The organism is Longimicrobium sp., assembly GCF_036388275.1.
Taxonomy (GTDB): Bacteria; Gemmatimonadota; Gemmatimonadetes; order Longimicrobiales; family Longimicrobiaceae; genus Longimicrobium.
Window position 1 is genome coordinate 1 of record NZ_DASVSF010000023.1, and the last position, 19409, is coordinate 19409.

General features: G+C 70.5%; 17 protein-coding genes. 10 read left to right on the forward strand and 7 right to left on the reverse strand.

Translation table 11 applies throughout. The annotated features are described in order from the left end of the window. Nucleotides 1–21: 21 nt before the first annotated feature. The 3 genes from VF632_RS06855 to VF632_RS06865 all read right to left on the reverse strand — a co-directional run bounded on the left by VF632_RS06855 (nt 22) and on the right by VF632_RS06865 (nt 4224). A protein-coding gene (locus VF632_RS06855) for an IS5 family transposase (protein WP_331022123.1) occupies nt 22–803 on the reverse strand; the annotation gives its coding sequence in 2 pieces (ribosomal slippage) (nt 22–449 and nt 449–803; 783 coding nt in all). 609 nt (nt 804–1412) lie between these two features. Continuing rightward, the gene (locus VF632_RS06860) at nt 1413–1964 is read right to left on the reverse strand and encodes a DUF402 domain-containing protein (protein WP_331022124.1); all 552 of its coding nucleotides are present in this window, start codon (nt 1962–1964) and stop codon (nt 1413–1415) included. After that, nucleotides 1954–4224, reverse strand: coding sequence for an NADP-dependent malic enzyme (locus VF632_RS06865; RefSeq protein ID WP_331022125.1), 2271 nt, complete (start codon nt 4222–4224; stop codon nt 1954–1956). The genes VF632_RS06860 and VF632_RS06865 overlap by 11 nt, the downstream gene beginning before the upstream one ends. 231 nt (nt 4225–4455) lie before the next feature. Between VF632_RS06865 and VF632_RS06870 the strand changes: the two genes are divergently transcribed. Both VF632_RS06870 and VF632_RS06875 read left to right on the forward strand, forming a co-directional pair. Continuing rightward, on the forward strand, nt 4456–5646 hold the full coding sequence (locus VF632_RS06870) for a S8 family peptidase (protein ID WP_331022126.1): 1191 nt from the start codon (nt 4456–4458) through the stop codon (nt 5644–5646). A gap of 217 nt (nt 5647–5863) precedes the next feature. Then, nucleotides 5864–7021 (forward strand): S8 family peptidase, encoded by a 1158-nt coding sequence (locus tag VF632_RS06875; protein WP_331022127.1) that lies wholly within the window; start codon nt 5864–5866, stop codon nt 7019–7021. A 101-nt stretch (nt 7022–7122) separates the two neighbouring features. On the opposite strand, the gene VF632_RS06880 is transcribed toward VF632_RS06875, so the two are convergent. Both VF632_RS06880 and VF632_RS06885 read right to left on the reverse strand, forming a co-directional pair. Then, on the reverse strand, nt 7123–7566 hold the full coding sequence (locus tag VF632_RS06880; RefSeq protein ID WP_331022128.1) for a hypothetical protein: 444 nt from the start codon (nt 7564–7566) through the stop codon (nt 7123–7125). A 156-nt stretch (nt 7567–7722) separates the two neighbouring features. Continuing rightward, entirely contained in the window at nt 7723–9249 is a 1527-nt protein-coding gene (locus VF632_RS06885; RefSeq protein ID WP_331022129.1) for a sigma-54 interaction domain-containing protein, read from the reverse strand. A 248-nt stretch (nt 9250–9497) separates the two neighbouring features. On the opposite strand from VF632_RS06885, the gene VF632_RS06890 reads away from it, so the two are divergent. Genes VF632_RS06890 through VF632_RS06910 form a run of 5 tightly spaced genes read left to right on the forward strand, consistent with a single transcriptional unit; the run spans nt 9498 to nt 14592 of the window. Beyond that, entirely contained in the window at nt 9498–10790 is a 1293-nt protein-coding gene (locus tag VF632_RS06890; protein WP_331022130.1) for an OprO/OprP family phosphate-selective porin, read from the forward strand. Nucleotides 10791–10819: 29 nt separating this feature from the next. Then, nucleotides 10820–11848, forward strand: coding sequence for a sulfate ABC transporter substrate-binding protein (locus VF632_RS06895; RefSeq protein WP_331022131.1), 1029 nt, complete (start codon nt 10820–10822; stop codon nt 11846–11848). Between the two features lie 53 nt (nt 11849–11901). Beyond that, entirely contained in the window at nt 11902–12675 is a 774-nt protein-coding gene (locus VF632_RS06900) for an ABC transporter permease (protein ID WP_331022132.1), read from the forward strand. Beyond that, nucleotides 12668–13564 (forward strand): ABC transporter permease subunit, encoded by an 897-nt coding sequence (locus tag VF632_RS06905; protein WP_331022133.1) that lies wholly within the window; start codon nt 12668–12670, stop codon nt 13562–13564. Before VF632_RS06900 ends, VF632_RS06905 begins: the two co-directional genes overlap by 8 nt. Continuing rightward, nucleotides 13561–14592: a sulfate/molybdate ABC transporter ATP-binding protein gene (locus tag VF632_RS06910; protein ID WP_331022134.1), complete on the forward strand. Its 1032-nt coding sequence runs from the start codon at nt 13561–13563 to the stop codon at nt 14590–14592. The genes VF632_RS06905 and VF632_RS06910 overlap by 4 nt, the downstream gene beginning before the upstream one ends. A 70-nt stretch (nt 14593–14662) precedes the next feature. On the opposite strand, the gene VF632_RS06915 is transcribed toward VF632_RS06910, so the two are convergent. Together VF632_RS06915 and VF632_RS06920 are read right to left on the reverse strand one after the other, a co-directional pair. Continuing rightward, nucleotides 14663–16063 (reverse strand): M23 family metallopeptidase, encoded by a 1401-nt coding sequence (locus VF632_RS06915; protein WP_331022135.1) that lies wholly within the window; start codon nt 16061–16063, stop codon nt 14663–14665. A 273-nt stretch (nt 16064–16336) separates the two neighbouring features. Next, a complete protein-coding gene (locus VF632_RS06920; protein WP_349263978.1) occupies nt 16337–17323 on the reverse strand; it encodes an aldo/keto reductase in 987 nt (328 codons plus the stop codon). 236 nt (nt 17324–17559) lie between these two features. Between VF632_RS06920 and VF632_RS06925 the strand changes: the two genes are divergently transcribed. The 3 genes from VF632_RS06925 (at nt 17560) to VF632_RS06935 (ending at nt 19355) form a co-directional block, all read left to right on the forward strand. Further along, complete coding sequence (locus VF632_RS06925) at nt 17560–18201, forward strand: hypothetical protein (RefSeq protein ID WP_331022137.1); 642 nt, start codon at nt 17560–17562, stop codon at nt 18199–18201. A gap of 106 nt (nt 18202–18307) precedes the next feature. After that, nucleotides 18308–18655, forward strand: a complete 348-nt coding sequence (locus VF632_RS06930) for a CidA/LrgA family protein (protein WP_331022138.1) — start codon at nt 18308–18310, stop codon at nt 18653–18655. Continuing rightward, nucleotides 18648–19355 carry an LrgB family protein gene (locus VF632_RS06935; protein ID WP_331022139.1) on the forward strand — a complete coding sequence of 236 codons (708 nt, stop codon included), beginning with the start codon at nt 18648–18650 and terminating at the stop codon, nt 19353–19355. Before VF632_RS06930 ends, VF632_RS06935 begins: the two co-directional genes overlap by 8 nt. The last annotated feature ends 54 nt before the right edge of the window (nt 19356–19409 follow it).

Sequence of the window (19409 nt, forward strand, 5' to 3'; positions counted from 1 at the left end):
CTCAGAGGGTGTTGAGAAATGTCAACTTGGCCGAAGCCGACGGAGCATGAGACCCGACATCGCAAGATGGATCCATGCTTCGCTACTCTCCGGCAGGCCCTCGTAGTCCTTGCTCAAACGGCGGCAGCGCCCCAGCCAAGCGAACGTCCTCTCCACAACCCAGCGCTTCGGCAGCACCGAGAAGCCCTTCTGGTCCTTCGGTCGCTCCACGATCTCCAGTTTCCAGCCGAGCGCATGCGTAATCAGTCGCGCACCCCGATAAATCGTGTCTGCGTAGATTACCTCCAGACGCGGACAACGTCCGACCAGCTTCGGCAGCACCTTGAACGCCCCATGAGAGTCCTGCACGTCGGCTGCATGCACCGTGACCGCCCAGAGGAGCCCCATCGTGTCGACGACGATGTGCCGCTTCCGCCCCTTTACCTTCTTGCCCGCATCATACCCACGGACCCCCCTTTTTCAGTCGTCTGAACCGACTGGCTGTCCAGCACTGCTGCGCTGGGCGTTGCCGGCCGGCCTTCGGACTGTCGGGTCCAGGTGCGAAGTACGTCGTGCACGCGCTCGAACGTGCCGTCCTTCTTCCACCTGCGGAAATGATCGTACACGCTGTCCCACGGCGGGAGGTCTGACGGCATCATCCGCCAGGAAATTCCTCCCCGGAGCACGTAGAAGAGCCCGTTGACGATCTCCCGGAGCGGATGGGTACGCGGCCGCCCGCCTCGTGATTTCGGCTTCTCGATGAGCGGGCGCAGCAGCTCCCACTGCGAATCGGTCAAGTCTGTCGGATATCTGAGGCTAGTCATGCCAGCCGCATACACCGTCTACTTGTGCATGTTCGCACTTTGTTCGGTTATCTCAACACCCTCTCAGGATGACACGGCGTTGTGTGCGGGGGAAGTACGGTAGCCCCAGTGATGACAGATGCGTAACTCCGGGAATGTTGACACACCCTCGGGCGCGCACGGCACTGGCTCCTTTCCCCCGCGGCAGTTTGCGGGGGAAGGGTTGGGGATGGGGGGCGCCGGCCCGCGCATCCGAAGTTCGAGTTTCCTCGCGGGCGCGTGTCAGCGCGGACGGGTGAGGGCCCCACGGCAGCTGAGGCCTCGGGCTTCGTGACCGCTGCCGCGCCCAAGTTGAGAAGTGGCCGCGGCTAGATCCTTCGGCCCGCGTAGTGTTGTGTGGGAGCGAGTGCGGGGCGCTTGGGCCTCAGGATGACACGGTGTCGTGTGCGGGGGAAGTATGCGGTACGGATGGGCCTCAGTGATGACAGATGCGTGACTCTGGGAGTGTTGACACACCCTCGGGCGCGCACCGGCACTGGCGCCCTTCCCCGCGGCAGTTTGCGGGGGAAGGGTTGGGGATGGGGTGGCACCGCCCGCGCACCGAAGTGTGAGTGTCCTCGCGGACGCGTGTCAGCGCAGCTCGGTGCGCGCCCGCTCCAGCGTCCACTCGTCCACGTGCGCCGGGGGCCAGGCGCCCTGCCGCGCCCCCTGCACCAGCCGCTCGCCCTCGGTAAACGCGCGTTCCGCGACGGCTGGCGTCAGCAGCCCGGCGCCCACCGCCTCGTCGAATTCGTCGCGGTCGAGCAGCTGGATCTCGCCATCCGCCCCGCGCCAGACGTCCAGGTACAGGTCCGTCGTATCCCAGCGGGTGCCCTCCATCTCCACCGGCGTGAGCACGTTGGCGTACACGCCGGTGAACGTGCCATCCGCCAGGTGAAAGCGTCCCACGTCGTGCCACACGTCGCCCCGGTAGGTGAACCAGACGACGGGCGCGCCCGGCTCCAGCACCACCCGCCCCTCCACCATCACCGGCTTCTTCAGCTGCGCCGCGGGAAGGTAGGTGACGACGAACAGGCCGGCGTCGTGGACCACGGCCTGTTCGAAGAGCTGCACCCGGTCCGGCGGGCGCGTGTAGTGGATGCGGACGGTGTCGCCCGGCGCGTACGCCGGATCAGGCGGCATCGTGCCGGCCGGCGTGCTCCTGCGCATCCACCACGGCCAGCGCCGTCAGGTTCAGCACGTCCGCGGCCTCGCTCCCCCGCTGCAGCACGTGGATGGGGTGCGCCATCCCCAGCAAAATGGGCCCGAAGGCCTCGGCGTTGCCCATGCGCCACATCAGCTTGTAGGCAATGTTGGCCGCGTCCAGGTTGGGAAAGATCAGCACGTTCGGCCGGCCGCGGAGGCTGGTGAACGGGTAGTTCGCCAGGCGAAACTCGTCCATGGTCGCCGTGTCGGCCTGCATCTCGCCGTCGATCTCCAGCTCCGGCCGGCGCTGCTTCACCAGTTCCGTCGCCACTCGCACCTTGTCCGACGCGGGCCCGCGCGCCGAGCCGAAGTTGGAGTACGAGAGCATCGCCACCCGCGGCTCGATCCCCAGCCGGCGCACGAAATCCGCCGAGAGCAGCGCGATGTCGGCCAGGGTCTGCGCGTCGGGATCGGGGTTCACGGTGGTGTCGGCGAAGAACACCACGTCCTGCTGCATCACCATCATGTACAAGCCCGCCACCCGCCGCACCCCGGGCGCCGTGCCGATGGTTTCCAGCGCGGGTCGGATGGTTTCCGGGTAGTACATGTCCTCACCCGCCAGCAGCGCGTCGGCGTCGCCCTCCATCACCATCATGCAGCCGAAGAACACCGGCTCGTGCATCCGCTCGCGCGCCTGCGCCAGCGTGACGCCCTTTCGCTGCCGCCGCTGGTACAGCTGCTGGGCGTAGCGCTCGCGAAGCGCCTCGTCGTGGCGGAAGTCCACGATCTCCGCGCCCTCGATGCTCACGCCCAGCTCGACCGCGCGCTGGCGGATGGCGTCCGCGCGGCCCAGGAGGACGGGGCGGGCCACCTCCTCCGCCAGCACCAGGGCACAGGCGCGGATGATCCGCTCGTTCTCGCCCTCGGGATAGACGACGCGGCGTGGATCGCGGCGAGCGCGGCGCATGATGTCGCGCATCACCTCGCGGCCGCGTCCCAGGCGGGCGATCAATTCCGCGCGGTACTGCTCCAGGTCGATGGTCAGCCGCGCCACGCCCGTTTCCATCGCGGCCTGCGCCACGGCGGGCGCCACCCACAGCATGATGCGCGGATCGAAGGGCTTGGGGATCAGGTAGTTCGCCCCGAAGCGGAAGCGATCCCCGCCGTACGCCTTTTCCACCGCCTCGGGGACATCGCGCCGCGCCAGCTCGGCCAGGGCGCGGGTGGCGGCCATCTTCATCTCGTCGTTGATGGCGCGCGCCCGCACGTCGAGCGCGCCGCGGAAGATGAAGGGAAAGCCCAGGACGTTGTTGATCTGGTTGGGATAGTCCGTTCGCCCCGTGGCCACCATGGCGTCCGGCCGCACCGCCAGCACGTCTTCCGGCAGGATCTCGGGATCGGGGTTCGCCAGGGCGAAGACGATGGGCGCGTCGGCCATCCCCGCCACCATCTCCCGCGTCACCGCGCCGGCGACGGACAGGCCCACGAACATGTCGGCGCCGCGCAGGGCGTCCTGCAGGGTGTGGATGTCGCGCGTGGTGGCGAACCGGGCCTTGTACTTGTCCAGATTGGCGCGGTCCGCGCGGATGACGCCCTTGCTGTCGGTCATCGCGATGTTCTCGCGCCGCATTCCCAGCGAGAGGTACAGCTCGGCGGTTGCGATGGCGGCCGCGCCCGCGCCGCTGAAGACGCACTTCAATTCCTCGATCTTCTTGCCGCTGATCTCCAGCGCGTTCAGCAGGGCGGCGCCGCTGATGACGGCGGTTCCGTGCTGGTCGTCGTGAAAGACGGGAATCTGCAGGCGCCGCTTGAGCTCTTCTTCGATGTAGAAGCAGTCCGGCGCGCCGATGTCTTCCAGGTTGATGCCGCCGACGGTGGGCTCCAGCATCTCGCAGAAGCGGATGACCTCGTCGGCGTTCTTGCTGGCCACCTCGATGTCGAACACGTCGATGTCGGCGAAGCGCTTGAAGAGCACGCCCTTGCCCTCCATCACCGGCTTGGCCGCCAGCGGGCCGATGTCGCCCAGCCCCAGCACGGCGGTGCCGTTGGTGACGACCGCGACGAGGTTGCCGCGCGCCGTGTACCTGAACACGTCTTCGGGGTTCTGCGCGATGTCGCGGCACGGTTCGGCCACGCCGGGCGAGTACGCCAGCGACAGGTCGCGCTGGGTGCTGGCCGGCTTGGTGGGCACCACGGCGATCTTGCCGGGGCGGCCCTCGCTGTGGTAGTCGAGCGCGTCCTGCCTGCGAAACGACATCGGCTTCTGCTTCTTCCGGGTGGGTCCAAATGCGAGGGGGTAGACTGGGACGGGCGGCGGGGAGTGTCAAGGAAACGTCCCGGAAGATGAAAGACGGGCGCGGATGGCAGTGAATCGTCCGGAATTGCGCCTAGGATGATGAGGGGGACGCGCGCTCCCCCGCTCTCCCGCCCGCCGTTCACCCCGGCGGGCTCCCCGCCGGCCCGTCCGGCCTCATCCGGAGGAAACCCCATGAACCGCATCGCCCTCATGCTGCCCGCGCTGCTGCTGGCGGCCTGCGCCGACCAGCCGTCCGCCCCCCCCTCCGCGCCCGCCGGCGCCCTGTCGTCGGCCTCCGCGGCGGACGGATACATCGTGGTGCTGCGCGACGGGGCGGATCCGCGCGCCGTGGCCGCCGCCGCCGGGGTGAATCCCCGCTTCGTCTACACCGCCGCGGTAAACGGCTTCGCGGGAACGCTGAACGCCGGGCAGCTGAACGCGCTGCGCCGCAATCCCCGCGTGGAGTACGTGGAGCCCGACGCACCCGTGCAGCTGTTCACCACGCAGCTGGCCCCGCCCAGCTGGGGGCTGGACCGCATCGACCAGCGCGACCTGCCGCTGAGCGCATCGTTCACCTACGGCTCCACCGGCAAGGGGGTGAACGCGTACGTGCTGGACACGGGGGTCAACAGCAAGCACACCGACCTGTATCCCCGCACGTCGTTCATCCCCAACGGCAGCAACGGCGACTTCGTGGGAGACGGCCACGGCAGCGCGGAAGACTGCCATGGCCATGGCAGCCACGTGGCGGGCACCATCGGCGGCACCAGCCACGGCGTGGCCAAGAACGTGTGGATCTACGCGGGCCGCGTGGTGAACTGCACGGGTGGCGGCAATGCGTCGATGGCGATCGCGGGGATGGACTGGATCGCCCGCAACGGAAAGAAGCCGGCCGTGGTGAACATGAGCCTGGGCTACGGCGACGTGCAGTCGGTGCGCGACGCGGCCGAGCGGCTGGTGAAGGCCGGCTTTTTCGTGGCCGCCGCCGCCGGCAACGGCGACTTCGCGGGAACGCCGCAGAACGCCTGCTTCCAATCGCCGGCAGGTGCGCCCAGCGTGATGACGGTGGGCGCCACCACCAGCACCGACTACGAGTCGTCGTTCAGCAACTACGGCCGCTGCGTCGACATCCTGGCGCCCGGCAGCAGCATCACCTCGCTCGCCGTCGGCAGCTACACCGCCACCGGCGTGCGCAGCGGCACCTCGATGGCCGCGCCGCACGTGGCCGGGGTGGCCGCGCAGTACCTGTCCATCGTCCCCACCGCGACCCCGTACGAGGTCACCTCGAGGCTCGACTACTACGCCACGGTCGACCGAATTCGCCTGCACTCGGCCAGCCTGTCCGGGGGAACGCCCAACCGGCTGCTGTTCACGCGCTTCTGAGCGGATCGCCCCGCTCCGGTGCACTCATTTGTTCCCGGGTGCACCGAAGCGGGGCGCCAGCCGTTTCCGTGCAAAACACTCAAACGCGCTCCAGGCAACGACTTGCGCGTTCGGAGCCGTGTGGCGCGATCGGTGCCTTACCGGGACCCGTTCACCACCACGGCGCACAGCTCCATTCCGGAGCCCCCGCCCGAGAAGCTCTTCGAGGAGTCGTTCCATGAAGCGCACCACGTTCGCTCTCGCCTCCCTGGTTGCCCTGACCGCCTGCTCCGACGGGGAAACGCCGATGTCGGCCGACGCAGGCGCGCCGGTTCTTTCGCAGTCGGCCAGCGGCCGCTACGTGGTGGTGCTGAACGACGACGCCGATCCGCGCTCGGTGGCCGCCATCGCCGGGGTGAGCCCGCGCTACGTGTACACCGCGGCGCTCAAGGGCTTCGCCGGCACGCTGAACGCCGGCCAGCTGAACGCGCTGCAGAACAACCCGAACGTGGCCTACATCGAGGCCGACCTGCCCATGCAGGCGTCGACCATCCAGACCGGCGCCACCTGGGGCATCGACCGCATCGACCAGCGCTCGCTTCCCCTTTCCACCAGCTTCGCCTACACCAACACCGGCGCGGGCGTCAACGCCTACATCCTGGACACCGGCATCCGCCTGAGCCACGCCGAGTTCGCGGGCCGCGCGGTCTCGGGCTTCGACGCGGTGGACGGCGGCAGCGCCGATGACTGCAACGGGCACGGCACGCACGTGGCCGGCACCGTGGGCGGAACGCTGTACGGCGTGGCCAAGGGCGTGAAGCTGGTGGCGGTGCGCGTGCTGGACTGCGCGGGCAGCGGCACCACCTCGGGCGTCGTCGCGGGCATCGACTGGGTCACCGCGAACCACGTGAAGCCGGCGACCGCCAACATGAGCCTGGGCGGCGGCGCGAGCACCGCCATCGACGACGCGGTGACTCGCTCGATTGCCGCGGGCGTGTCGTACGGGGTGGCGGCCGGAAACGGCAACCGCGCCGGGCGCCAGGACGACGCGTGCAAGTACTCGCCCGCCCGCGTGCCGACCGCCATCACCGTGGGCTCCACCACCTCGACCGACGCCAAGTCGTCGTTCTCCAACTACGGCACCTGCGTGGACCTGTTCGCGCCGGGCAGCAGCATCAAGTCGGCCTGGTACACCGGCGACACGGCCACGAACACCATCAGCGGCACCTCGATGGCCACCCCGCACGTGGTAGGCGTGATCTCGCTCTTCCTGCAGAGCAACCCGGGCGCCTCGCCGGCGGCCGTGGAAGCGGCGATCGAAGGCAACGCCACCACCGGCAAGGTGACGTCGGCCGGCACCGGCTCGCCCAACCTGCTGCTCTTCACGGCGTACTGAGCCGCGAACGGTTCCAGCAGTCCTGAACGAGAGGAGCCCCGCCGGATCTTCGGATCCGGCGGGGCTCCTCGCGTGCGGGCCAGGGTTCTGCTTGGGGGGGATCAGATCCCCAGGTACGAGCCGATCGCGAACACCCGGGCCGGGCCCTCGCCGTCGCCGACGCGCCAGTAGTGGCCGATGGTGACGCCCAGGATCATCCCAACGGCGATCTCCGGCCCGATGTACGTCTGGTCCGCCCGAACGTCACCGTGGGGATCCCAGGTACGGATCACGCTCACCTGCGCTCGTTGCGAGCCGAACCACACGGCTCCGGCCCCGAGGGAAGCGCGCATGCCGTCCCGCCCCACCTCGGCGGCCAGCGTTGGGCCGGTGTAGCCCAGCGCGTTTGGCCGGGCCAGCATGACGGCGCCGTAGATGGAGCCGCCCAGCGGAGCCCCGTAGCGCAGCCCCCCGAAGAGACGGGGCTTCGTCTTGGCGCTGCTCGTATCGGCCGGCGCCGGCGCCGGAGTTTCCGTGTCTTGCGCGCGAAGTGGGGCAGCAGTCATGGCCAGGCCCAGGAGGAGCGCCCAACGGAGAAGAGGCAGAGTCATCGGCGTCCAGTTCCGTGGGTGTCGGGTGGGGTGCCGGGGAGCGAGGAGGCGTCGTGGTGCGGCCGGGAGCCGCCGCAACGTAGGCGCGGTGCGGCGCTCCCTGCAAGCATGTCATGTGGGGCGGAAGCGCGACCAGTGGATGCCCAGCTTTCGCATCCGCGCTCGCAGCGTGTGGGGATTCAGCCCCAGGAGCGCGGCGGCGCCGAAGGGGCCCTCGATGCGCCCGTTCACCTTTTGCAGCGCGGCCTCGATGTGCCGCGCCATGGCTGCGTCCAGCGTCTGGAACTCCTCGCCCCGTGGCGCCGCTTCGGCTGCCCCGGGGCGATTCTCCGTCGTCGCGGCGACGCTCGGGGCCGCGGGCCCCAGCGCGGCGGCGATCTCCAGCTGGTGGCCGTTGCCCAGGATCACGGCGCGTTCGATGACCGCGGCAAGCTCGCGCACGTTGCCCGGCCAGGGGTAGGCGATCAGCCGTTCCTGGTCCGCCGCCGTGGGCGCCAGCGGATGGCCGCCCAGCCGCTGCCCCGCGCGCCAGGCGAAGTGCGCGGCCAGCACGGGAATGTCCGCCGGGCGCTCGCGCAGGGGCGGCAGGCGGATGGGAAAGACGCTGATGCGGTACCACAGGTCTTCGCGAAACGTCCCCGCCTGCACCATGGTGTGAAGGTCGCGATTCGTGGCGGTGACGATCCGCACGTCCACGGTGTGCGTCGTACGCCCGCCCACCCGCTCGAAGCTGCCGTCCTGCAGCACGCGCAGCAGCCTCACCTGCGCCTCCAGCGGCAGCTCGCCGATCTCGTCCAGGAAGAGCGTTCCGCCGTCCGCGCGCTCGAACCACCCCGCCCGGTCCGCCACCGCCCCCGTAAAGCTGCCGCGCTCGTGCCCGAACAGCTCGGAGTCGATGAGCCCCGGCGGAATGGCGCCGCAGTTCACGCGCACCACCGGCCCGCGCGACCGCGCCGACTGCCGGTGGATCTCGCGGGCGATCACCTCCTTGCCCGTGCCCGTTTCGCCCAGCAGCAGCACGGGGGCGTCCGTTCCCGCCACCTGTGCAACACGATCCACCACCGCACGCAGCCCGCCGTCCGCGCCCACGATGGCGTCGGCGATCTCCTGCCGCCCCAGGCGCGAGAGGAGCGCGCGGTTGTCCGCCTCGGCCGCCTCGCGCAGCCGGGTGAGCTCGTGCAGCTGGATGTCGCTGCGGAGCGCGGACGACACCGGCTCCAGCACCTGCGCGAACAGGTCCTCGTGCGCCGGGCGGAACGCGGGACCCACCGCCACCAGCGCGCCGATCACCTGCTCGCCATCCAGCAGCGGCCCGGCCAGCACCTCGCCCCGCGCCTCGCCCGCGGCAAGGACGCCGGCCAGCCCCTGCGGCGCGCCTCGCAGCACCTCGCCGGCGTGCGCCCACGAGACCAGCGCGTGAAAGTGCGACTTCGACAGCTCCGTGCGCGTTCGCCCGGGTGGCGCCGCGCCGGGCGCGCCCGCCGCCACCGTCTCCAGCCGCAGCCGCTCGGCATCCAGCCTGCGGATCAGCAGGGCCTGCAGCGGCATCTCGTCCACCAGCCGGTGTGCGATCCGCTCCACCGTCTCCTCCAGCGAAGCGTGCCTCCCCGCCTCGCGCCACACGTCTACAAGCAGCATTCCTGATCCTGATCCCATTGAATATGACGGAAATTCACAACGTTCTCAGCAAATATGCTGGGTAGTCCCGGAAATGTCACGGGCAGAGTTCCTCCCCTGGATGCGGATTTCTCCATCCGCATGTGCAGCAACGGCTTGCGATTCCTGAGTAGATGCGGCACGCCGGGTGCCTTGGAGTGCCTCGTCTCTGCTCCGCTCCGGTCCGCACATCCGCAGGTCCGCAGCCTTCCCGCTCCGAACTCACGTCAGTGCTCTTCATCCACAGGTCCCTTCTTGCCGCCACGCTGCTGGCGGCCACCGCTGCCGCGCGCCTGGACGGCCAATCGACCACTCCCGCGCGTCCTGACAGCACGCCACGTCCCGCGCCTCCCACCGTCACGGCGGGCGAGGACGGCTTCGGATTTCGCTCCGTCGACGGCGCGTTCACCCTGCGCGTGCGTGGCGGGGTGCAGTACGACGGCCGCTTCTTCGCCGAAGACACGGCGGGCGCCGCGGTGAACACCTTCCAGATCCGCCGTGCCCGCGCCGACTTCCAGGGCGCGGTCTACAGCCGCTACGACTACCGCCTGCAGATCGATGTCGCCAACAGCCAGATGGAGCTGCTGGACGCCTACGTCGACGCCCGGGTGACGCCCGCGCTGCGCGTGCGCGCCGGCAAGTTCCGGTCGCCGATGGGACTCCAGCGGCTGCAGACCACTTGGGTCGTGCTCTTCCCGGAGCGCGGCTTTCCCACCGCGCTGGTGCCCAACCGCGACGTCGGCGTGCAGGTGCACGGCGTGCTGGGCGGCGGCGCGCTGGAGTACGCAGCCGGCATCTTCAACGGCGTGACGGACGGCGCCAACCAGGACGTGGACGCTTCCGACGGCAAGGACGTGGTCGGGCGCGTGTTCGTGCACCCCTTCCGCGCGACGGCGGGGCCGTTCAAGGGGCTGGGACTCGGGGTCGCGGCGAGCACCGGCAACCAGCAGGGCAGCATCGCCGCGCCCCTGCTGCCGTCGTTCCGCACGCCGGGACGGGAGATCTTCTTCCGCTACCGCACGGACGGCACCGCCGCCAACACCGCCATCGCGGACGGCGGGCGCACGCGCCTGGCGCCGCAGGGCTACTGGTACTGGGGCCCCGTCGGCGTGCTGGGCGAGTACACCGTCAGCCGCCAGCGGGTGCGCCGCGACGCCACCGAGGCGGAGCTGAAGAGCACCGCCTGGCAGGTGGAGGGCGCCTACGCGCTCACCGGCGAGGCCGAGTCGTACCGCGGCATCACCCCGCCGCGCCCGGGCCCGGGCGGCGCCGGCCGGGGCGCGGTGGAGCTCGTGGCCCGCGCGCAGCAGCTGACGGTGGACGACGACGCCTTCCCCCTGCTGGCCGATCCCGCCCGCTCCATGCGCTCGGCGACCTCCTACGGCGCCGGCGTGAACTGGTACCTGAACCGCGCCGTGCGCGTCCTGCTCTCGTACGAGCACACCACCTTCGATCCCTTCGGCACCGCGGCCGCGCGCCCGGCCGAGAACGCCGTCATCGGGCGCATGCAGGTCGTGTTCTGATCATGAATCATCCCTCATCCGCGAATCCCATGAAGCGAGTTCTGACCGCCGCCGCGCTCCTGCTGGCGGCTGCCTGCGGCGACGGCGGCAGCAGCCCCGAGGGCGCCGCCAAGGCCCCGGCGGTGCGCACCCTGGTGCTGGGCGCCTACACCACGCCGCGCGAGGTGTACGGGCGCGAGATCATCCCCGCCTTCCAGCGGCACTGGAAGGCGAAGACGGGGCAGGAGGTGAAGTTCCAGGAAAGCTACCTGGGGAGCGGCGCCCAGTCGCGCGCCGTCATCGGCGGCTTCGAGGCCGACGTGGTGGCGCTCTCGCTGGAGCCCGACGTCCAGAAGATCGCCGACGCGGGGCTCATCACCCACGACTGGAAGGCCGGCCCCGCGGGGGGAATGGTGTCGCGCTCCGTGGTGGTCCTCGGTGTTCGCCCCGGCAATCCCAAGGCGATCCGCGACTGGGACGACCTGCGTCGCGGCGGCGTGCAGGTGCTCACCCCCAGCCCGCGCACCAGCGGTGGCGCCATGTGGAACATCGCCGCGCTGTACGGCGCCGTGTCGCGCGGCAGGGCCGGCGGCGGCGCACAGCCCGAGGCGGTGCTGCGCGACGTGCTGGGCCACGTTTCCATCATGGACAAGGGCGCGCGCGAGTCCATGCTCACCTTCGAGGGCGGCGTGGGCGACGTGGCCATCACCTACGAGAACGAGGTGCTGGTGGCGCGGCAGGCGGGGAAGGCGATGGACTACGTGATCCCCAGCTCCACCATCCTCATCGAGAACCCGGTGGCGATCGTGGACGAGTACGTGGAGAAGCACGGCACCCGCGACGTGGCCGAGGCGTTCGTGGCGTTCCTGCAGACGCCCGAGGTGCAGCGGATGTACGCCCGCTACGGCCTTCGCGCCATCGACCAGAACGTGGCGCGAGAGACGGCGGCGCAATATCCGGCCATCCCGGACCTGTTCACCATCGCCGACCTGGGCGGCTGGCCCGCGGTGACGAAGAGCATCTTCGACAAGGGCGCCCTGTTCGACCGCGCCTCGGCCGGCGTGAGGTCCGCGCAGTGAGTGCCGGCTCGCCCGTGCTGCGGCCCGGGCGCGGCGGGGTCGCGGTACGATCGGTGTTCATCATCGCCATCGGCCTGCTGGTGGCGGTGCCGCTGGCGGCGGTGGTGGCGCGCGGGGCCAGCGCGGGGTTCGGCGGCGTGTGGGAGGCCGTGAGCGCCCCCGCCGCCGCCGACGCGGTGCTGCGGACGCTGTGGACCGCCGCCCTCGTTGCCGCGCTGAATGCCGTGATGGGAACGGCAACGGCGTGGCTGCTGGTGCGCCACCGCTTTCCGGGGCGCGAAACGCTGGACGCCATCGTCGACCTGCCCTTCGCGGTCCCCACGCTGGTCGCGGGGCTGATGCTGGTGATCCTTTTCGGCCCGCAGGAGCCGGCCGGCGCGGCGCTAGCCGGGTGGGGAATCCCCGTCGCCTACGCCAGCCCCGGGATCGTGCTGGCGCTGGCCTTCGTGACCCTGCCGTTCGTGGTGCGCGCGGTGGAACCGGTGCTCCGCGAGCTGGACCCGGCGGAGGAGGAGGCCGCGGAAACGCTGGGCGCGGGGCGCTGGACCGTCTTCCGGCGCGTGACCCTTCCCGCGCTGGTTCCCGCCATCGCGTACGGAACGGTGCAGTCGTTTGCGCGCGGGCTGGCGGAATTCGGCTCCATCATCGTGGTGTCGGGGAACATCCCCTTCCGTTCGCTCACCGCGCCGGTGCTGGTGTTCGGCGAGGTGGAGGCGGGGCGCACAGCGGAGGCGTCCGCCATCTCGCTCGTGCTGCTGGTGCTGGCGCTGACCCTGGCCATCGTGGCGCACGGGCTCCGCCGGCGCGCGGGAGGCACCGGTGGCTGAGGCGACCGTCATCGAAACGCGGGCTCCCTGGCTGCCGCCCGCCGACGACGAACCGATCCTGGCTCCGCCCCCGGCACGGCGCGCGGGACGTGTCCCACTGGGCACGGTGCTCCTTTTCGCCGCGGTGATCGGCTACCTGGCGCTGGTGCTCGTCGGTCCCCTGGCGGCGCTGGCGGTGCGGGCGCTGGAGACGGGCCCCGGCCCCGTGCTGCGCGCCGTCACCTCGCCCGAGGCGCTTTCGGGGCTGTGGCACTCGCTGATCATCGTCGTGGTCACCCTGGTGGTGAACGGCACGCTGGGAGTCGCCGGCGCCATCGTCCTGGTGCGCCACCGCTTCGTCGGCCGGCGCGTGCTGGACCTGCTGGTCGACCTGCCGCTCGCCGTGTCGCCCGTGATGGTGGGGCTGGCCTTCCTCCTGGTCTTCGGGCGCGGGGGATGGCTTCACCCGGCCATCGACGTCATGGGATTCCAGGTGGCGTTCGCCTTTCCCGGCATCCTGCTGGTGACGCTGTTCGTCACCCTGCCGTACACGCTGCGCGAGGTGGCGTACGTGCTCGACGAGCTGGGGACGGCCGAGGAAGAGGTGGCCGCCACGCTGGGCGCCTCGCCCTGGCAGACCTTCCGGCGGGTGACGCTTCCCAACGTGGCGCATGCGGCGCGATTGGGATTGACGCTCACCGGCGCCCGCGCGCTGGGCGAGTTCGGCGCGGCCGTCGTGGTAGGCGGCGCCATCAGCGGCCGCACGCAGACGGCCACCACCTTCATCTATGCCGCACTGGAGGAGCGCAACCCCGCGGGCGGGTTCGGGATGGCGCTCCTCCTGGCGCTGCTCAGCCTGGGGCTGCTGCTGCTGCTCCGCCGGCTCAAGTCCCGTCAGGAGCACGTATGAGCATCCAGGTACGCAACCTTACCAAGCACTTCACGGGATTCACCGCGGTGGACGACGTGAGCTTCGACGTGAACCCCGGCGAGCTGGTGGCGCTGCTGGGGCCGTCCGGTGGCGGAAAGAGCACGCTGCTGCGCATCATCGCCGGGCTGGAAGAGGCCGACGCGGGAACGGTGAGCCTGGACGGCGAGGCGGTGGACCACCTTCACGCCCGGGCCCGCCGCGTGGGTTTCGTCTTTCAGCACTACGCCCTGTTCCGCCACATGACGGTGGCGCAGAACATCGGCTTTGGGCTGGAGGTGGCCGGCGTGGCCCCGGCCGAGCGGCAGGCGCGCGTGGAGGAGCTGCTGCGGCTGATGGGGCTGGCGGGGCTGGGGGGACGGCGCCCGAGCGAGCTTTCCGGCGGGCAGCGGCAGCGCGTAGCCCTGGCCCGCGCGCTGGCGCCGCGGCCGCGCCTGCTGCTGCTGGACGAGCCCTTTGCCGCCATCGACGCCAAGGTGCGCGAGGAGCTGCGCCAGTGGCTGCGCGCGCTGCACGACGAGGTGCACGTCACCTCGCTCTTCGTGACGCACGACCAGCAGGAGGCATTCGCGCTGGCGGACCGCGTGCTGGTGATCAACCAGGGGCGGCTGGAGCAGGCGGGGACCCCGGCCGAGATCCTGGATTCGCCCGCGACGGAGTTCGTCGCCCGCTTCGTGGGCGAGGTGAACGTGCTGGACGGGCTGATGCACCAGGACCACGCGCACGTGGGCGAGCTGCGCGTGCCCCTGCACCACCCGCCCGCCGGCCGCGGCGTGCGCCTGGTGATCCGCGCGTACGACCTGAAGTTCTGGGCGGCGCACGACGGGCCGGCCACGGTGCGGCGCGTGCTGCCGCTGGGCGACCGCGTGAAGGTGGAGGCGCAGATCCACGGCGCCGGGCCCGTGTTCGCGCAGTTCCCCCGGCGCAGCAGCCTGCTCGAAGGCATCGAGCCCGGCACGCGCATCGCCATCGAGGTCACCCATGCCCGGGCGTATCCGCGCGCGGCATGAGTGTCGGATGAACGAAAGGAGCCCCGCCGAATGGCATCCGGCGGGGCTCCTTCGTCGTATCGATAGACGGTCAGCCGCGCATCCAGCGGCCGTGGTAGAAGCGGGTGTAGAACTTGGCGCCGGTGCTGTCCTTCACGTCGAACTGCCCGTCGCCGTTGCCATAGATGTCACCCGGGTCGTTCGCCCGGCAGCTGACGCAGCGCAGCCGGTTGGGCCACACGGTGTTGCCGCCGTAGGGCTGGCCGTTGTACGTCAGCGACTCGCCGTAGGCCACGCGCGAGTGCACGTGCTCGTCCCAGGGCCCGCCCGTCTTCCCCGCGTAGCCGATGATGGTGTTCATCCCCACGGTGGCGCCCCAGGTGATGCCCGACGCCACGCTGGTCAGGTGCGCCATCAGCGCGCGGTAGCTTCCGTTCCGCACCACCACGTAGTTGCCCAGCGTGTAGTAGCCTTCGCTGTCGTAGTAGTCCCACCCCGCCCACTCCACCGTGCCCTTGATGGCGGAATACACGTTGGCGTTCTTGTGCGCCGGCCAGTCGTTGGCGTAGAACTGGTTCAGCAGGTACGGCTCGCACTTGCGGATGTGGTAGTTCTGCCCCCACCAGCTCCCGTAGTTGCCGCTCATGGCGCTCCATCCCGGATCGCCCGGCCGCATGTTGTAGTAGGTGCCGGAATACGTGGTCGTGTAGCCGCTGTAGAACTTGTTGGTGGCGTCCCACACCGTCTGCCAGAAGAACCCGCTCGGCTGGCCGAACTCACACGCCGCGGCGCTCACCTGCGGCGCGGGCGCGGCGGAAAACCGCGGCTCCCCGCCCTGCTCCGCCACCATCGCCACACGCTCCGCCCGCAACTGCTCGTTCATCGCCCGCTGCGCGGCATCCGGCTCCGCGCGCATCGCTTGGCGGACGGGGACGAGGCCCAGGGAGGCGATCGGCTTGCGCGGCGCCTGCAGCCTCACGTTGCGCAGCACCCCCAGGGCGCGCTCGTCCAGCCCGGGCTGCTCGGTCCACAGCCCGATGCGGTACACGCGGCCGCCATCGGCCACGTAGACCAGGGTGTACGGGTCCGTCCCCGGCAGCCCGCTCACCGCCACCCCGCGCAGCCCCTGGCCCACGGCCACCTCGGTGCGCGTCAGCGGAAACTGCGGATACTTCGCCATCAGCGCGCTCACCAGCTCGCCGATCTGCTCGGGCCGGGCCTCGTACGCCAGGGCGATGCGCGCCACGGGCGACCGCTCGTGCCCGTTCTGCTGGGGGCCGGCCGGATCGAAGAGCGCGAACCCGTAGGTGTTGAACAGCACCGGGTCCTGCACCACCCGCCAGTCCATGGGAACGGCGATGGACACACCCGCGGCCTCGTCGCGGACGGTCTTCGTCGCGACGGCGGATGCGGGATCGATGGCGGTGGGCGATTGGTCGCCGCAGGCGGACGCGAGCAGCGCCACCGCGGCGAGGGCGAGCGGACGGTTCATGGGGCTCCGAACGTGAGGGAAAGAAAGGAGTGATGGGGAGAGCACTTCCGCCGCCGCATGGATGATACCAGCAGGGTACGCGATGTCGGATTCTGGATGCCTGCCTTCGCCCGACGGACGATTCGACCCCGGAAATCACTACCCGCGCGCCAGCCTGTCGCGCCCCACGTAGCTGGAACGGTACAGGTCCACGAGTCCTTCGCCGTTGAAGGGATGGAAAACGCCGGCCAGGCGCGAGTGCCTGGCCGGCCGTACCGCGGACGCGAAGGTGGATCAGCGCCGGACGTTGCGCATTCCGCCCTCCGGATAGCGGTCGCCGGCAGCGGCACCCGCGGGGAAGACGGCGTCGATCCGCCGCAGATCATCGTCCAAAAGCCGCACGTTCGCCGCGGCCGCGTTCTGCTCCAGGTACTTCACGTGCTTGGTCCCGGGGATGGGCACCACGTCCTCCCCCTGCGCCATCACCCACGCCAGCGCCAGCTGCGACGGGGTGGCGCCCTTCTCGGTGGCGATCACCTCCACCTCGCGCACCAGGTCCAGGTTCTTCTGGAAGTTCTCGCCCTGGAAGCGCGGCTGGTTGCGCCGGTAGTCGTCCTCGGGCAGGTCCTCGAATTTCGTGAACCGGCCGGTCAGGAAGCCGCGCCCCAGCGGGCTGTACGCCACGAACCCGATCCCCAGCTCGCGCACCGTGTCGAGCACGCCGTCCGTCTCCACGTCGCGCGTCCACAGCGACCACTCGGTCTGCAGCGCGGCGATGGGGTGCACGGCGTGGGCGCGGCGGATGGTTTCCGGCGCCGCCTCGCTGAGCCCCAGGTGGCGAACCTTGCCCGCGGACACCAGCTCCGCCATGGCCCCCACCGTTTCCTCGATGGGCACGCGCGGGTCCACGCGGTGCTGATAGTAGAGGTCGATGTGGTCCACGCCCAGCCGCTGCAGCGAGGCGTCGCACGCCCGTCGCACGTACTCCGCGTCGCCGCGGATGCCCAGGAAGGCGCCCTCTTCCGAGCGCTCGTTGCCGAACTTGGTGGCCAGCACCACCTCGTCGCGCCGTCCCTGGATTGCCCGGCCCACCAGCCGCTCGTTGGTGAACGGGCCGTACATGTCGGCGGTATCCAGAAAGGTGATCCCCATGTCCAGCGCGCGGTGGATGGTCGCGAGGGACTCGGCCTCGCTTCCGCCGGAGTAGAAGTCGCTCATTCCCATGCACCCCAGCCCCATCTCCGAAACCACCAGCCCCTGCCCCAGCGTCCGCGGCTTCATCATTTCGCCTCTTCAATCCGATCCATTACCCTCCCCCGCCCGCCTGGAGAGCGCCGAAGACCCAGGGATGCATCAAGGATCAGGCCCTGCCCGCCCGTGGACGACGTTCAGCGGTACGCGCGCGCCGATCCATGTCGCGTGAGCGAGCACCGTCCGGATCAACTGGATCCCTGACCCGTAGCAGGCGCGCGGGTTGCTTCTATTCTGCTCAGACCTGATCGTCCCGAGCCGAACCCATGTCCGATCTGCGCGTCGTAGAAGCGTCGCCCCTGCGCTACCTGCTCTCCGTTCCCGACGGCGCGCCCGACGACCCGCGCCCGGTCCTCTGCTTTCTGCACGGGTACGACGAGGCCGCGCCCACGGAGATCATCGAAGGCGTAACCCGCCACGGGCCGCTCAGGCCGGGGAGTGATGGGGTTGCGACGCGGGAAATGATCGTCGTGGCGCCGCAGCTGCCGGCGGCGGGCGACATCTGGCGCCGCTACGCCGACGTGGTGCGCGACATCGTGAGCCGCGTGCAGGCGGAGCACGGGGGTGGTCCGGCCCGCACGTACCTGACCGGGTTCAGCTTCGGCGGGAACGGCGTGTTCGACCTGGCGCTCTGCCAGCCAGGGTTCTGGGCCGCGCTCTGGCCGGTGGATCCCACGCGCGTGCCGGGCGGTGATCCCGGGCTCCCGGTGTGGATGTCCTCCGGCGAGGTGTCGCGCCGCGGAGAGGGACGGTTCATCGAGCAGCTGAACCTGGCACCCGCGACGGACCCGCCCGGCGACCGCGTGTACGTGGACCAGGGGATGGACCACGTGGGCACGGCAACGCTCGCCTACCAGGACGAGCGCATCTACCGCTGGCTCCTCGCCCGCCGGAACCCGGACGCCTGACTCGCGACAGTCCATCTCGTCCGTTCCCGACCCGCCACCGCTTGCCCCGGCCCCGGTTGCATCCGAGCTTCAGGCACGCGTCCCGCTCCGCCGCCGAACCCCGACCATGTGGCGCTATCCGCTCAGCTTCCTGGTCCTGCTCGCGTTCCTGTTCACGGGAGACGCGCTGGCCCACGCCGCGCGCCTGCCGCTGCCCGGGAGCGTGCTCGGCATGCTGCTGCTGGCGGGCAGCCTGCGCCTGGGGTGGATCAGGCCGGTACTCGTGCAGCCCGCCGCCGAGCTGCTGATCCGCCACATGGCGCTGCTGTTCGTGCCCGCGGGGGTGGGGCTGATGACGTACTTCGGCCTGCTCGGGCGGGAGTGGCTGCCCATCGTGGCCGCGAGCGTCGTGAGCACGGTGGCGGTGATGGCGGTGGTGGGATGGATGCAGCAGAGGCTGGAGCCCGATGCGTGACGTGGCCGCAATCGTCCTTTCCCTCGCCGCCACGCTCGCCGTCTACGCCGCCGCGCGAGCATTTCAGCGGCGGATCGGCTCCGTGGTCCTGCACTCGGTGCTGGTGTCGATCGTCGTCCTGATCGTCGCCCTCCGGATGCTCGGCACCGAGTACGAGGACTACGACCGCGGCGGGCGTGTGCTGACGTTCCTGCTGGGCCCGGCGGTGGTCGCGCTCGGGCTTCCACTCTTTCGCCAGATGGAGGAGATCGGGCGCAAGCGCAACGCGGTGCTGATCACGCTCCTCGTCGGCAGCGTGGCCGGAGCGCTGACGGCCACCGTTGCAGCCGCGCTCCTCGGCGCCTCGGACGAGGTGATCCGCTCGCTCATTCCACGCTCCGTGACCACCCCGATCGCCATCGGCATCGCGGGCCCGGTGGGCGGCCTCCCCGCTCTCTCCGCGGCCGTGTCCATCCTCACCGGCGTGCTGGGCGCGGTGATCGGCCCGCCGCTGCTGCGCGCCCTCGGCATCCGCAGCCGCACCGCGTTCGGTCTGGCTTTGGGCGCCGCGGCCCACGGCGTAGGCACCGCCCGCGCCGCGGAGGAGGGCGACGCGGAAGCGGCGAGCGCCGGCCTCGCGATCGGGCTGATGGGCGTCTTCACCGCCGTGCTGGGCCCCGTTGCAGTGGCGGTCCTGATCGCGCTGGATCTGCTCGGGTAACGAGAAGCTTGCATCACGCGAGTTGTTCCCTAAATTTGGGGAACACTGCCCAAA